Origin of the sequence: Modestobacter marinus (assembly GCF_011758655.1) — a bacterium.
In the GTDB taxonomy this organism is placed as follows: Bacteria; Actinomycetota; Actinomycetes; order Mycobacteriales; family Geodermatophilaceae; genus Modestobacter; species Modestobacter marinus.
On record NZ_JAAMPA010000001.1, the window covers coordinates 1,031,751 to 1,044,836 of the forward strand.

At 74.1% G+C, this 13,086-nt stretch carries 13 protein-coding genes and 1 riboswitch; of the genes, 8 read left to right on the forward strand and 5 right to left on the reverse strand.

Annotated features, from left to right (window positions below; translation table 11 throughout):
- Nucleotides 1-47: 47 nt before the first annotated feature.
- A complete protein-coding gene (locus tag FB380_RS04815) occupies nt 48-1,295 on the forward strand; it encodes an MFS transporter (RefSeq protein WP_166754084.1) in 1,248 nt (415 codons plus the stop codon).
- A gap of 77 nt (nt 1,296-1,372) precedes the next feature.
- Here FB380_RS04815 and FB380_RS04820 read toward each other — a convergent pair whose 3' ends face one another.
- Nucleotides 1,373-2,167, reverse strand: a complete 795-nt coding sequence (locus FB380_RS04820) for a methyltransferase domain-containing protein (RefSeq protein WP_188959552.1) — start codon at nt 2,165-2,167, stop codon at nt 1,373-1,375.
- Between the two features lie 199 nt (nt 2,168-2,366).
- Here FB380_RS04820 and FB380_RS04825 point away from each other — a divergent pair, with 199 nt between their 5' ends.
- Entirely contained in the window at nt 2,367-2,702 is a 336-nt protein-coding gene (locus tag FB380_RS04825; RefSeq protein WP_208382755.1) for an STAS domain-containing protein, read from the forward strand.
- Nucleotides 2,703-2,778: 76 nt separating this feature from the next.
- Nucleotides 2,779-3,207, forward strand: a complete 429-nt coding sequence (locus FB380_RS04830; protein WP_166754087.1) for a hypothetical protein — start codon at nt 2,779-2,781, stop codon at nt 3,205-3,207.
- A gap of 32 nt (nt 3,208-3,239) precedes the next feature.
- On the opposite strand, the gene FB380_RS04835 is transcribed toward FB380_RS04830, so the two are convergent.
- Nucleotides 3,240-3,530: a DUF1540 domain-containing protein gene (locus FB380_RS04835; RefSeq protein WP_166754088.1), complete on the reverse strand. Its 291-nt coding sequence runs from the start codon at nt 3,528-3,530 to the stop codon at nt 3,240-3,242.
- 125 nt (nt 3,531-3,655) lie between these two features.
- On the opposite strand from FB380_RS04835, the gene FB380_RS04840 reads away from it, so the two are divergent.
- Nucleotides 3,656-4,876, forward strand: a complete 1,221-nt coding sequence (locus FB380_RS04840) for an arginine deiminase (protein ID WP_166754089.1) — start codon at nt 3,656-3,658, stop codon at nt 4,874-4,876.
- 141 nt (nt 4,877-5,017) lie between these two features.
- Here the strand turns inward: FB380_RS04840 and FB380_RS04845 are convergent, their stop codons facing one another.
- Nucleotides 5,018-5,788 (reverse strand): zf-HC2 domain-containing protein, encoded by a 771-nt coding sequence (locus tag FB380_RS04845; protein WP_229681982.1) that lies wholly within the window; start codon nt 5,786-5,788, stop codon nt 5,018-5,020.
- Nucleotides 5,789-5,835: 47 nt separating this feature from the next.
- On the opposite strand from FB380_RS04845, the gene FB380_RS04850 reads away from it, so the two are divergent.
- On the forward strand, nt 5,836-6,390 hold the full coding sequence (locus FB380_RS04850) for a sigma-70 family RNA polymerase sigma factor (RefSeq protein ID WP_166754090.1): 555 nt from the start codon (nt 5,836-5,838) through the stop codon (nt 6,388-6,390).
- Nucleotides 6,391-6,414: 24 nt separating this feature from the next.
- Here FB380_RS04850 and FB380_RS04855 read toward each other — a convergent pair whose 3' ends face one another.
- A complete protein-coding gene (locus FB380_RS04855) occupies nt 6,415-7,398 on the reverse strand; it encodes a cytochrome c oxidase assembly protein (RefSeq protein WP_229681983.1) in 984 nt (327 codons plus the stop codon).
- Nucleotides 7,399-7,489: 91 nt separating this feature from the next.
- Nucleotides 7,490-8,428, reverse strand: coding sequence for a DUF5926 family protein (locus tag FB380_RS04860; protein WP_166754091.1), 939 nt, complete (start codon nt 8,426-8,428; stop codon nt 7,490-7,492).
- A gap of 104 nt (nt 8,429-8,532) precedes the next feature.
- Between FB380_RS04860 and FB380_RS04865 the strand changes: the two genes are divergently transcribed.
- The 3 genes from FB380_RS04865 to FB380_RS04875 all read left to right on the forward strand — a co-directional run bounded on the left by FB380_RS04865 (nt 8,533) and on the right by FB380_RS04875 (nt 13,073).
- Nucleotides 8,533-9,744, forward strand: a complete 1,212-nt coding sequence (locus FB380_RS04865) for a cytochrome P450 (protein WP_166754092.1) — start codon at nt 8,533-8,535, stop codon at nt 9,742-9,744.
- Between the two features lie 248 nt (nt 9,745-9,992).
- Nucleotides 9,993-10,130: riboswitch (cyclic di-AMP (ydaO/yuaA leader) on the forward strand.
- A 7-nt stretch (nt 10,131-10,137) separates the two neighbouring features.
- Complete coding sequence (locus FB380_RS24485) at nt 10,138-10,995, forward strand: LysM peptidoglycan-binding domain-containing protein (RefSeq protein WP_166754093.1); 858 nt, start codon at nt 10,138-10,140, stop codon at nt 10,993-10,995.
- A 302-nt stretch (nt 10,996-11,297) separates the two neighbouring features.
- Nucleotides 11,298-13,073 (forward strand): ATP-binding protein, encoded by a 1,776-nt coding sequence (locus FB380_RS04875; RefSeq protein WP_166754094.1) that lies wholly within the window; start codon nt 11,298-11,300, stop codon nt 13,071-13,073.
- The last annotated feature ends 13 nt before the right edge of the window (nt 13,074-13,086 follow it).

A 13,086-nucleotide genomic window follows, 5' to 3' on the forward strand; every position in this document is an offset into this window, starting at 1 on the left:
GGAATCGGGACGACGCCGTCCCTGAGCCCGGCTAAGGTCTGGCGCTCGTGAGCCGCATCGGTGAGGTCCTGGTCCCGGCGCGGCTGGGCACCGGCTTCCGCTGGCTGCTGGCCTCGTCCTGGACGACGAACCTCGGCGACGGGATCGCGCTGGCCGCCGGGCCGCTGCTGGTCGCCTCGCTGACCCGGGACGCGTTCCTGGTCGCCCTCGCCGCGACCGTGCAGTGGCTGCCCCCGCTGCTGTTCGGCCTGGTCGCCGGCGCGCTGACCGACCGGCTGGACCGGCGGCTGATCGTGCTGAGCGTCGACCTCGCCCGCGCCGCCGTGCTGACCGTGCTCACCCTGGCGGTGGCGACCGACCGGGTGTCCATCGTCGCGGTGCTCGGCGCGCTGTTCCTGCTGGCCACCGCCGAGGTGTTCGCCGACAACAGCTCGCAGACGCTGGTGCCGGTGCTGGTCGCCCGCGACGACCTGGCGGTGGCCAACGGCCGGCTGCAGACCGGGTTCATCACGGTGAACCAGCTCGCCGGCCCGCCGCTGGGTGCGGCGCTGTTCACCGTCGGCGCGGCCTGGGCGCTGGGCGCCCAGGCGGTGCTGGTGGCCCTCGGGGCGGTGCTGATCACCCGGGTCGTCCTGCCCGCCCGGGCGCCCGCCGAGGGACGGCGGCCCGCGATGCGGCACGACATCGCCGAGGGGCTGCGCTGGGTGCGGCACCACGCCGCCGTCCGCACGCTGGTCCTGACCATCACGATCTTCAACGTCACCTTCGGTGCCGCCTGGTCGGTGCTGGTGCTCTACGCCACCGAGCGGATCGGGCTGGGCGAGATCGGCTTCGGGCTGGTGACCACCGTCGGCGCCGTCGGGGGCATCGTCGGCGGCCTGACCTACGGCTGGATCACCCGCCGGGTGAGCCTGGGCGACCTGATGCGGATCGGCCTGGTCGTGGAGACGCTGACCCACCTGGCCCTGGCGCTGACCTCCAGCCCGTGGGTCGCCCTGCCGGTCTTCTTCGTCTTCGGCGCGCACGCCTTCATCTGGGGGACGACGTCGGTCGCGGTCCGGCAGCGGGCGGTGCCGGCGGCGCTGCAGGGCCGGGTGGGCAGCGTGAACGTGGTCGGCGTCTACGGCGGGCTGGTGGTCGGCTCGGGCATCGGCGGGGTGCTGGCCCAGCACTGGGGCGTCACCGCCCCGTTCTGGTTCGCCTTCGCCGGGTCGGCCGTGTTCGTGGTGCTCATCTGGCGCTCGCTGCGGCACATCGCCCACGCCGACGAGCAGCCGGTGCCCGCGCCGGCCTGACCCACCGGCGCGGACCCGCACCGTCGGGCCGCCGCTCGGCGCGGCTCACCGGTCGCCGAGGTGGCCGGCCCCGGGCGTCACACCCGGATGAGCAGCTCCCCGTGCAGCATGCCGAGCCAGCCGTCGTCGGCCCCGGCCCACGCCAGCCACGCGTCGGCGACCTCCTGCAGCTCCTCCGGCGTGGCCAGCCCGTAGGCCCGGGCCTGCTCGGCGAACGCCGACGCCGTCGCCCGCCCGGCCCAGGAGCGCCCCCACCAGGTGCGCTCGTCGGCGGTCGCGAAGCACCAGGCGGACGTCGTGGCCACCGCGTCCCGCAGACCGGCGGCGTGCGCCCAGGAGCGCAGCCGCCGGCCGGCGTCCGGCTCCGCCCCGTTGGCCCGGGCCACCCGCTGGTAGAGGTCCAGCCAGCGGTCCAGCCCCGGCGACGCCGGGAACCAGGTGGTGGCGGCGTAGTCGACGTCGCGGACGGCGATCAGCCCGCCGGGCCGGCAGACCCGGGCCATCTCGCGCAGCGCGGCGACCGGGTCGGTCAGGTGCTGCAGCACCTGGTGGGCGTGCACGACGTCGAAGGAGTCGTCGGCGGCGGCCAGCGCGTAGCCGTCGCCCACCCCGAACTCCACCGTCACACCGGCCTGCTCGGCGAGCGCGCGGGCCTCCGCGAGCGGCGCGGGCGACACGTCGATCCCGACCACCCGCCCCGGCGTCACCCGGGCGGCGAGGTCGACGGTGATCGTGCCCGGTCCGCAGCCCACGTCCAGGAGCTCGAGCCCGGGGCGCAGGTGGGGCACCAGGTGGGCGGCGGAGTTCTCCGCCGTGCGCCAGCGGTGGGACTGCAGGACCGGTTCGGCGTGCCCGTGCGTGTAGGTGTCCACGGCGACACCCTGCACCGTCCATCCAGGCAGTGGAATGGGCTTCTCGATGGATGGGACGGGCCGGGTCTCGGCCGCCGGCGCCGCACCGGACCGGCGATCGGGGGCCGGCGCGTGCCGCTCCACCCGTGATCACGTTTCGGCAGCTCAGCAGGGGTACCGGTCCTCTGTGTCCAGCGGCCCTGATCCTGTCGCCGGCGAGGTGGTCCATGCCGAGGACGAGGCCGGTCCGCTGCTCCGGTTCACCGGCCGCATCGACCGGGAGGCCGTGCGCCGCTTCCGGGTGCTGGTGACGCCGGCGGACTGGCCGGACCGGGCGGACCTCTCCGGGGTCACCGCGGTCGACGCCGCCGGGCTGCAGCTGCTGGTGCACCTCAGCCGCAAGACCCAGCGCCGCGGGGCGCGCCTGCGCCTGCTGGCCGTGCCCGCCGAGCTGGAACCGGCGCTGGCGCGGGCCGGGCTGTCCCGGCTGCTCACCCAGGACGGCGTTCCGCGGTCCGGAGCCGCAGCGGACCCGGACCGGACCGCCCCCGGCTGACCGGTCGACGAGGGGCCACTGGCGCCGAGCACGCCAGTCAGGTTAGCCTCGCCTCACTCGACGTGAGGTGGGTGGGATGGGTCTGCGACTGCCGGTCGGTGGGGTCACGGTGCTGCTGGGTCCGGTGGCCGCACGGGCGGAGACCATGGCCGCCCTGGACCCGGGCAGCGCCCGGTGCGCCGGAGGGCACGCCTCCCTGTCCGTGGTGCGGCTGACCGCGGCACCCGGCGACGACGTGCCGAACCGGCTCGCCGCCGTGCTGCGGGCAGGCAGCGGTACGGCGTCCGTCGTCCTGGTCGACCGCCTGACCGACGGCCTGGCCGCGGACGACCGGCGGGCGGTGCTCACCGCGCTGCGACCGGTCGCGGCCGCGGGCCGCGCCGTCCTGGTCGACGACGGCGACCCCGTCGCGGCGCTGTCGGTGGCCGACACGGTGCTGCGCACGCCGTCGCTGGCCCTGGAGCAGGTGGGCGACGTCGACGAGCTGGAGCAGCTGGTCGGCTGAGCCGGCGCCCCCGCAGGGCCGCCGGCTCGGGCTCAGCGGGCGCTGTAGGTGAGGCAGTCAGCCGCGTCGGCGGCCGAGCCGACCTGCACGGCGGACGCGCGGCACTCCAGCGCCTCGTTGTGCACGCACTCCGAGCGGTGGCAGGCGCCGACGACGCCGGTGCGCTCGAGGCCCGCGCGGAACGAGATCTCCACGAAGGTCCCGCAGTGGGCGTGGTCGCCGCCGACGGTGATGGCGCCGGCGTGGCAGGTGTGCTCGGCGTTGTACGAACAGCTGTCGACCGAGCAGTCCTGCACCTGGGGCATGTCCAGCATCTGGGTCATGACCCGAGGCTGACAGCTCCGCGGCACGCTGGCCAGCCAGGAGAGGCTGCCCTGACCCGGCCCGCGCGCGCGGGCTCACCCGATCAGGGCTGGCCGACCCGAGCAAGATCCAGCAGGCTCGGGGGATGCCTTCCCCGACCCCCGCGACCACCGGCGTGACCAGTGAGGTCGGCCGGCTCCGCACCGTGCTCCTGCACCGCCCCGGCGCCGAGCTCCGCCGGCTCACGCCGCGCAACAACGACGAGCTCCTCTTCGACGGCGTCCCGTGGGTGGCCCGCGCGCAGGAGGAGCACGACGCCTTCGCCGCCGCCCTCACCGAACGCGGGGTGGAGGTCCTGCACCTGGACCGGCTGCTGGCCGAGGTGATGGCCGTGCCGGTCGCCCGCGCGGAGCTGATCGCCGCCGCGGTCGACGACCCCCGGCTGGGCACCAGCCTGCAGCGCGCGACCACCGCCCACCTCGACGGCCTCGCACCCGAGGACCTCGCCACCGCCCTGATCACCGGGGTGGCGCACGACGAGCTGCGCGGTGGGCGCGGGCTGGCCTACGAGCTGATGGGGCGCGGGGACTTCGTCGTCCCGCCGCTGCCCAACCTGATGTTCACCCGCGACTCCTCGGTGTGGGTCGGCGGGCAGGTCGCCGTCACCTCGCTGGCCATGCCGGCCCGGGACCGGGAGAGCGCGCTCACCGCGGCGCTGTACACCCACCACCCCCGGTTCGCCGGTGTCGAGCAGCTCTACGGCCCGCACCTGGAGCACCTCGAGGGCGGCGACGTGCTGCTGCTGTCCCCCGGGGTGGTCGCCGTCGGGGTGGGCGAGCGGACCACGCCCGGCGGCGCGGAGCGGCTGGCCCGGCGGGTGTTCGCCCGCGGACTGGCGCACACGGTGCTCGTCGTCCCGATCGCCCAGCAGCGGGCCACCATGCACCTGGACACCGTCGCCACCATGGTCGACGTCGACGCGATGGTCATGTACCCGGCGATCGCCGACCACCTGCAGGCCTGGACCGTGACGGCCGGGGACGCGTCCCCCGACACGGGCGAGCTGTCGGTGCAGGGCCCGCAGCCCTTCCTGATCGCCGCCGCCCAGGCGATGGGCATCGACCGGCTGCGGGTGATCGACACCGGGCTCGACCCGGTGACCGCCGAGCGGGAGCAGTGGGACGACGGCAACAACACCCTGGCGCTGGCCCCGCGGCTCGCCGTCGCCTACGAGCGCAACACCGTCACCAACGCCGCGCTGGAGGCCGCCGGGATCGAGGTCGTCGCGATCGCCGGCTCGGAGCTGGGCAGCGGCCGGGGCGGCCCGCGGTGCATGTCCTGCCCGGTGCTCCGCGACCCGGCCTGACCGCCGCCGGGTGCGACGCGCTGCCCGGCGCAGCCGCGGTCCGGCGGCCACGCGTGACCCGGCCTGGCGGCGGCCCGGCCGCGCCGCGGCTGCGGTCGACCCGGCGGCCCGGCCGCGGCGCGCGCACCGGCGCGGCTGCGGTCAGGCCGCGGCGCGCTCGCTCCCGGACCCGGCCCGCACCGCCACCCGGGCGACCGGGCCGGCGGCCTGCGGGGCCGGCGACCCGGCACGGGCGGCCCACCCGCCGGCCGACCGGTCCCGGACCGCGGTCCACCGGGGCACGCGCGGTGCGACCCGCTCCCCCGCGGGCCCGGGGCGGGCCCGGCGGTTGCGCAGCGCGAGGGAGCTGACCAGCACCGCGCCCCCGAGCAGCAACAGGTGGCCCATCGCCCGGCCGGCGTGCACGTGTCCGGCGCCCAGGTCCCCGACGGTGACCGCGGCGAGCACCGCGGTGAACGGCAGCAGGAAGGGCAGCGCCCCGGCCGCCAGCCGGGGCAGCACGGCGACGCCGAGGAAGCAGGCGGCCAGCCCCAGGTTCCAGGCACCCGTCTCGTGGGCCAGGTGCACGGGCGCGGTCTGCGCAGCACCGCCCCCGAGCAGCGTCGGCAGGCTGATCGCCAGCTGCCCGGCGCCGACGGCCAGCAGGGCGAGCCGCAGCGCCGCGTCCAGCCACGCCCGGGAGCGGGCCGCCGGCGGTGCCGCCGGCAGCCGGCCCAGCACCGCGGCGGTCACGTCGGGCATCGCCGCGACCGGGGTCAACCGGGCCCGCCGGGTCACCTCCGCGGCGGCCTCAGCCCACCCGCGGCAGGCCGGGCACCGGCCCAGGTGCTCGTCCACCCAGGTCTGCGGCGCACCCGGGGACTCGCCGTCCAGGCCGGCGGAGACCGCCTCACGACAGGCTGCACAGCTCACGGTGGCATAGTCGCCGCCGACGACCGCAGAGTTCCCGGAGGGTCCACGTGGGGCAGCTGGAACGTCTCGCTGCCCGCGCAGCCGAGGGCGACACGCTGGCGCAGGCCGCGCTGATCCGGGAGACGCAGACCGACGTGTGGCGGCTGTGCGCGCACCTGGCCGACCGCCAGGCCGCCGAGGACCTCACCCAGGAGACGTTCCTGCGGGCGCTGCCGGCGCTGCGCGGCTTCGAGGGCCGCTCGTCGTTGCGCACCTGGCTGCTGTCGATCGCCCGCCGGGTCTGCGCCGACCACCTGCGGGCCCGGAAGCGCCGCGGCCTGGTGCTGGTCTCCGACGACACCGACCTGGCCGACCTGGTCCGCGAGGTGCCCGACGACGAGGTGGGCGGGTCGGTCGCCGCGCAGGACGTGCTGGACCGGCTGGAGCCCGAGCGCCGGGAGGCCTTCGTGCTCACCCAGCTGATCGGGTTGCCCTACGCCGAGGCCGCCGAGGTGGTGGGCTGCCCGATCGGCACGATCCGCTCACGGGTGGCCCGGGCCCGCGCGGACCTGGTCGAGGCCCTGGTCGCCGCCGACCACCCACGCACCCGCCGCCCCTCCTAGGGCCGGACCCGCGCCCCCCAGCGATCAGGGGTGCTGGGCCGCCAGCCGGCGCAGCCGCTCGTTGTAGGCCACCAGCTCCGGGTCCTCGCCGCTCTCCCCACGGGCGATCGCCCGGTCCCGCACCCGGTCGGCGGCCCGGTTCGCGCGCTCCTCCGAACGGGTCCACTGGAAGAAGACGACCGCCAGCACCAGCACGGTGGGGAACTCGCCGAAGGACCAGGCGATGCCGCCGGCCGCACCCTGGTCGTAGAGCGGGTCGATGCCCCAGGACTCCGGCGGGGTGGCGTAGCTGGTCAGCAGCACCGAGCTGCTCATCATCACGATCACGCCGAAGAAGGCGTGGAACGGGGCGGGCAGCAGCAGCTCCAGCATCCGGGCGCCGTGCCCGGAGCGCCGGGGCCACGGGTCGATGGCCATGATCGGGCCGAAGAACAGCAGCCCGGTGACCAGGAAGTGCAGCAGCATGAACGTGTGCCCGACCGTCGTCGCCATGAGGTCGTCGAACAGCGGGGTGAAGTAGACGCCGTAGAGGCTGGCGATGAACAGCGGGATGGTGAAGAACGGTGAGGAGACCAGCCGGCCCAGCCGGCTGTGCAGCGCGCCGAGCAGCGCCCGCCGCGGCATCCCGGCAGGCCCCTGCGCCGCGGGGAGGGCACGCAGCATCAGGGTGACCGGGGCACCGATCAGCAGCAGCAACGGGATGATCATGCTGAGCACCATGTGCTGCACCATGTGCAGGCTGAACAGCACCATCCCGTAGCTCTGCAGGCCGCTGGCGGTCACGTGGAACAGGACGGCGCAGCCGATCAGCCACGCGATCGTGCGGGACGGCGCCCAGCGCACCCCCCGGCGGTGCAGCCGCCACAGCCCCACCAGGTAGCCGACGGCCAGCAGCACGGCGAGCCAGGCGACCGGCGAGGCGGCGGCCAGGTCCAGCCCCAGCACCCGGCCGGTGGTCGGCGGCAGCTCCGGGACGTGCATCCCCATGCCGCCGTGTTCGTGCCCCACGTCAGTCCTCTCCCCGCGCCGCTGTGCGGCCCCCACGGTAGGCCTGGCCCGGCCCCTCCGCCGCAGTCGGCGAGGGAGCCGGGCCCCGAGCTCAGCGGAGCGTGACCTGCCGGGACAGCAGCCCGGCGCGTGCCCGCCGCTCGTCGGCGGTCAGCGGCTCGGTGACCGCCAGCGCGGCCTCCAGCCGGGAGTGCAGCTCCGCCGAGGGGCCGGCCCACTCGGCGCCGGGCACCTCACCGGGCACGTCCCACACCGGGACGACGAGGCCCAGGGCGCGGAAGGCGCCGGCGTAACGGGTGCCCTCCCCCAGGCTCAGCTGCTCGGCGGCGCCGAGCCGGGCCAGGGCGTCCAGCAGCGCCTCCTCCGGCTCGGGGCGCACCCAGCGCACGTGGCCGCGCTCGGTGGTCGGCCGGCACCAGTAGGCGGCCTCCAGCCCGGCCAGCCGCACCGTGGGCATCACCATGTCGTTGGCCTGCCGGAGGCTCGCGCGGGCGGTCGCGTCGACGTCGGCGCCCTCCAGCCAGAAGTCGAAGTCGTCGTGCACGGTGACCTCGAACGGCGCCGAGAGGTCCAGCAGCTCCTGCAGCCGCGGCCCGGCCGAACCGGCGGCACCGATGGGGCCCGGGTCGACGGGGGCACCGGCCGGGGCCTCCAGCGCGGCGGCGAGCGCGGTGCCGAGGTCGCGGCTGACGTCGTCGGAGGAGGTCTGCAGCTGGACGCCGAGCAGGATCTCGCCGTTGGCCCGGACCAGGGCGGGGGTGCCGCCGGGGAGCACGCTGGCCAGCGTGACCGAGCGGCCGTCCGTGGTGGTCAGCGCGGCCGTGGCAGCCGGCACGAGCTCGCGCAGCGCCACCCAGTCGACCTCGCCGGGGAGGCCCTCGAACGGGCGGAGCACGGGCTGGCCGTAGCCGGAGCCGTGGCAGTGCTTGTAGCGGCGGCCGGAGCCACAGGGGCAGGGCGCCTTCGGGTTGGTCTCGCCGGCGGCCGCGGCGGGGGCGGCGGGACGGCGGCGGGTCGTGGAGCGGGCCATGCACGCGAGCGTATGTGGCCCGGGTCCACCGTTCCCGCCGAGCCTGGCAGGCGCGAGCCCGACGAGGCAGGAGGCCGGCCGGGCCGTTCCGTACCCTGCTGCCGGTGACACCGGTTGCCGCCCCGTTGGACCTGACCGACCCCGCGTTCGTCGCCGACCCCTACCCGGCGTTCGCCGTGGCCCGCGCCGCCGGGCCGGTGCAGTGGGACGAGCGGCAGGGCATGTGGCTGGCGCTCGGCCACGCCGAGGCCAACGCCGTCCTGCGTGACCGGCGGCTGGGCCGGATCTGGTCGGACCGGACCCCCGCCGAGCGGTTCGAGAGCTTCAACCTGATCCACCGAAACGCCATCCTGGAGATGGAGCCGCCCACGCACACCCGGCTGCGCCGGCTGATCAGCGCGGCGTTCGCACGCGGGCACGTGGAGCGGCTGCGGCCGTGGGTGCAGGAGCTGGCCGACTCCCTGGTCGACTCCCTGGTCGAGCGCTCCGCCGGGCAGGACGACGTCGACGTGCTCTCCGGCATGGCCGAGGAGCTGCCGGTCGCGGTCATCGCCGAGCTGCTCGGGGTGCCGGCGGCCGACCGGCCGCTGCTGCGGCCATGGTCGAACGCGATCGTGAAGATGTACGAGTACGGCCGGACGACGGAGGTCGAGGCCGACGCCGAGCGGGCCGCCGCCGAGTTCGTCGCCTACCTGCGCGAGCTGGCCGCCGAGCGGCGGACCGCGCCGGGTGAGGACCTGCTCACCCACCTGGTCACGGTGCGCGACGCCGAGGGCGACCGGCTCACCGAGGACGAGCTGGTCACCACCTGCATCCTGCTGCTCAACGCCGGCCACGAGGCGACGGTCAACGTCAGCGGCAACGGCCTGCTGGCGCTGCTGGAGCACCCGGACGAGCTGGCCCGGCTGCGCGCGGACCCGGGCCTGCTGCCGACGGCGATCGAGGAGCTGATGCGCTTCGACTCACCGCTGCAGCTGTTCGAGCGCACCGCCACCGCCGACGCCGAGGTCGGCGGGGTCACCGTCGAGTGGGGTCAGAAGATCGCCGCCCTGCTGGGCAGCGCGAACCGCGACCCGGCCGTCTTCGCCGACCCCGACACCCTCGACGTCGGGCGCGCGGACAACCCGCACATCTCCTTCGGCGCCGGGGTGCACTTCTGCATCGGCGCCCCGCTGGCCCGGGTGGAGCTGCAGGCCTCCTTCGGCGCGCTGCTGGGCCGCACCTCCCGGCTGGAGCTGGCCCGCCCGGCCCGGCGCCGTCCCGAGTTCGTCATCCGCGGTCTCCAGGAGCTGCCGGTCGTGCTCACCGCCCGCTGAGCCGTCGACCGAGCGGCCTGCCGTACCCACCATGGGCCCTGGCATGCCGTTGCGCGAAGAAACGACCAGAGAAGTGTTGTCCACACCGCGTCCGTGATCCGTCACCGCTGGTACTGGCCGCCTCGGAGAGCCGGGGAAAGGTCACCGTCGACCGGCACCCCGGGACGACGGTCTGCCTACCGTTGGGCAGTCCGCCGCACGGCGGGCTCCGGACGACGGCACCGCCGAACCTGCCCACCGCCGCCCGGACATCAGAGACCACGGGCAGGCGCGGGGGACCCACCTCGCAGGACCAGGCCCTCGGGCCTTGGGGTGAAGCCGCATCATGCGGCCGGGCAGCTCTCGCCCGAACCCGACAGCTAACTCCGCAGGCGGCGAGAGGCACACACACCCATGCTCAATCGCTTCACGGCACGGCGTGACCGCTCCACCGGGCGTTCCGCCTTCGCTTCCGCGGCGCGCCCGGCCATGGTGGTCGCGGCGGCTGCGGCGATGTCCTTCGGGGTCATCGCACCGGCCCAGGCCCACACCGGCAGCCACACCGTGGCTCCCGGGGACACGCTCAGCAAGCTGGCCGCCGGTCACGGCACCACCTGGCAGAGCATCTACACCGCCAACAGCGGCACCATCGGCGGCAACCCGGACGTGCTCCGCGTCGGCCAGGTGCTGACCATCGGCGGCGGCGCGGCCCCGGCGGCCGCACCGGCGCCGGCGTCCGGCACCTACGTCGTGCGCTCCGGCGACACGCTCAACAAGATCGCCGCCCAGCACGGCACCACGTGGCAGGCGCTCTACGCCGCCAACAGCGGCACCATCGGCGGCGACCCGAACGTGCTCCGCGTCGGGCAGACCCTCACCCTCGGCGGGGCAGCCCCGGCAGCCCCTGCGGCCCCGGCGCCCAGCCGCCCGGTCGAGCAGGCCGCCAGCCGCAGCGCCGACCGGACCGCCACCGGTGACAACCGGTCCATCGGCCGGGCCATGGTCGCCGAGCGCGGCTGGGGCCCGGGCGAGTTCACCTGCCTGGACAACCTGTGGACCAAGGAGAGCAACTGGCAGACCACGGCCGACAACCCGACCTCCAGCGCCTACGGCATCCCGCAGGCGCTGCCCGGGTCGAAGATGGCCTCGGCCGGCCCGGACTGGCGCACCAACCCGGCGACCCAGATCACCTGGGGGCTGGACTACATCAGCGAGCGCTACGGCACCCCGTGCGCCGCGTGGGCGCACTTCCAGGCCAACAACTGGTACTGATCGACCAGCGCGGCGGGTGGGTCGGCGCGGTCCCGCGCTGACCCACCCGGCCGGCGGTCCGGGTGACCGGACCACCGGCGACGACGACGCCCCGGCCGGGCTACCGGCCGGGGCGTCGTCATGGCCTGTCATCGGGGCACTGACTGAGATCCGGCGCCGCCGGAAGTTCATCACTGCAGGCTGCCCAGTCAGCCCGCCCCTGACAGCCGACGGAAGCGAGCCGGGCCCGCCTCCCACGTTGCTGTCGGACCAAACGGTCGAGTTTTATTGCTCCCTGTCAAGACAGGGTGTAGTAATACCGCATGACGACACCCGCCGCGGCCAGCCGTGCGGTTTCTGACGCCTTGAAGGCCATCTCGGCTGGCGCACGACCCGGCGACCTTGAATCGCAGTACTTAGACTTCAAGGAGTACAAGGAGCCGGCTGCCAACGATCGAGACTCGCTGAAAGCCGGAGCTGCCGACCTAGCCGAGGCCGCGGCGTGCATGGCCAACGCTCGCGGAGGAGCGATCGTCGTCGGTGTCGACGACGACGCAGCCGGGCCCGCTGCCTTCGTCGGATTGCCGCCGTCTCTGGACGAGGACGACCTTCGGCACCGCATCTGGCAACTGACCTCGCCGAACCTGGTCGTGTCGGCCGAGCGGCGCCCGGCTGGGTCAGCAGAGATTCTGGTCCTCCTGGTCGAGCCGGGCTTTGACCTGCACCGGGTCGGCGGAAAGCTGAGGGAACGGATCTCCGACCACTGCGAGCCAATGACCCCCGAGCGAGAGGGGGCAGTCCGCGATGAACGGCGCAATTACGACTGGTCGGCCGAACTGACGAACTGGACCATGAAGGACGTCGCTGAGACTGCCATCGAAGAGGCAAGGCGCCTGCTTGAGCAGGCTGGCGATGACCAGAGCCGACGCAGAGCCACGTTGAGCAATGAGGACCTGCTCCGCGAATGCGGAGTTCTTGACGACGATGGCCGCCTGCTAAGGGCAGGCGCCCTGCTCTTCACGCGACAGCAGGCGGCCCCCAACCCAACCATCCAGTACTTGCGGAAACGAACCCCCGGCGGTGCATTGACCCGCCCTCCCGAGGTGCACGCATTGCCCCTTCTCCTGACTATTCGTGAATGCCTACGCGATGTCGACGCCGCGAACGAAACAACTCCGGTCACGCTTGCCAGTGGCGTTCAGCAACAGCTCGAGACCATTCCCCGCGCTGCCGTCAGAGAGGCCGTCGTCAATGCCGTTGCACACCGCGACTACCGACTACCTGACCAGACAGTCATCGAACACAGTCCCTCGCAGCTAGTTGTCGTCAGCCCTGGGGAGCTCGTCTTTGGAGTCACGGAAGACAATCTGCTGACGCACAGCTCCAAGCCGCGAAACCGAAGACTCGCGGATGCTTTGCGAGTCTTGCGTCTGGCGGAGCGGGCGGGAACTGGTGTGGATGTGATGGTCCGCACCATGGTGAGAGCCGGTCACAAGCCGCCTGGCTTCACGAGTCGGGGTGGGGCAGTCCGTGTCGTCCTATCCGGCGGCGCACCCGTGACGAGAGTTGCCTCACTGATGGCCAACCTTCCTGACGACGTCAGAGAGGACACTGATGCTGCTCTAACCATCGACTATCTGCGCTCGCACGCGACCGTTCGCGCGAAGGACATCGCACCCGTAATCCAGAAGACCATCGACGAGGCCGCCGACGCGCTCCGACGGCTGAGCGACGATGTTTACGCCCTCATCGAGCCGACCCGCGAGGACCGCCGCTCTCGCATGCCCGCCTATCGTTTTCGGGAGAGAGTGCGCGCCGAACTCGGCTCCCTACTCCCCTATCACCGCAATGAGCAGGACGAGGTGGATCGTCGGATCATCGCGCACTTGCGCGAGTACCCGACGGTCAGCAATCAAACAGTGCAAAACCTCTGCCAGGTGCAAGTCACGCGCGCGAGCGTCCTGCTCCGGTCGCTGGCAGACAGACAGATCATCAAGAAGACCGACGACTCACCGGAACGCGGACCCTCGGTGCGCTACGAACGCGGCCCGCACTTTCCGTCTCAAAGTCGCACACGTAGAGCTACTGGCTCGAACTAGCGAGATCGACGCC

Excerpts from the sequence above, each read along its gene's own strand:
- FB380_RS04830 (WP_166754087.1), top strand. The coding sequence starts at position 2,779 with ATGGGTCTGCGACTGCCGGTCGGTGGGGTCACGGTGCTGCTGGGTCCG.
- FB380_RS04835 (WP_166754088.1), bottom strand. The coding sequence starts at position 3,530 with ATGACCCAGATGCTGGACATGCCCCAGGTGCAGGACTGCTCGGTCGAC.
- FB380_RS04840 (WP_166754089.1), top strand. The coding sequence starts at position 3,656 with ATGCCTTCCCCGACCCCCGCGACCACCGGCGTGACCAGTGAGGTCGGC.
- FB380_RS04860 (WP_166754091.1), bottom strand. The coding sequence starts at position 8,428 with ATGGCCCGCTCCACGACCCGCCGCCGTCCCGCCGCCCCCGCCGCGGCC.
- FB380_RS24485 (WP_166754093.1), top strand. The coding sequence starts at position 10,138 with ATGCTCAATCGCTTCACGGCACGGCGTGACCGCTCCACCGGGCGTTCC.
- FB380_RS04875 (WP_166754094.1), top strand. The coding sequence starts at position 11,298 with ATGACGACACCCGCCGCGGCCAGCCGTGCGGTTTCTGACGCCTTGAAG.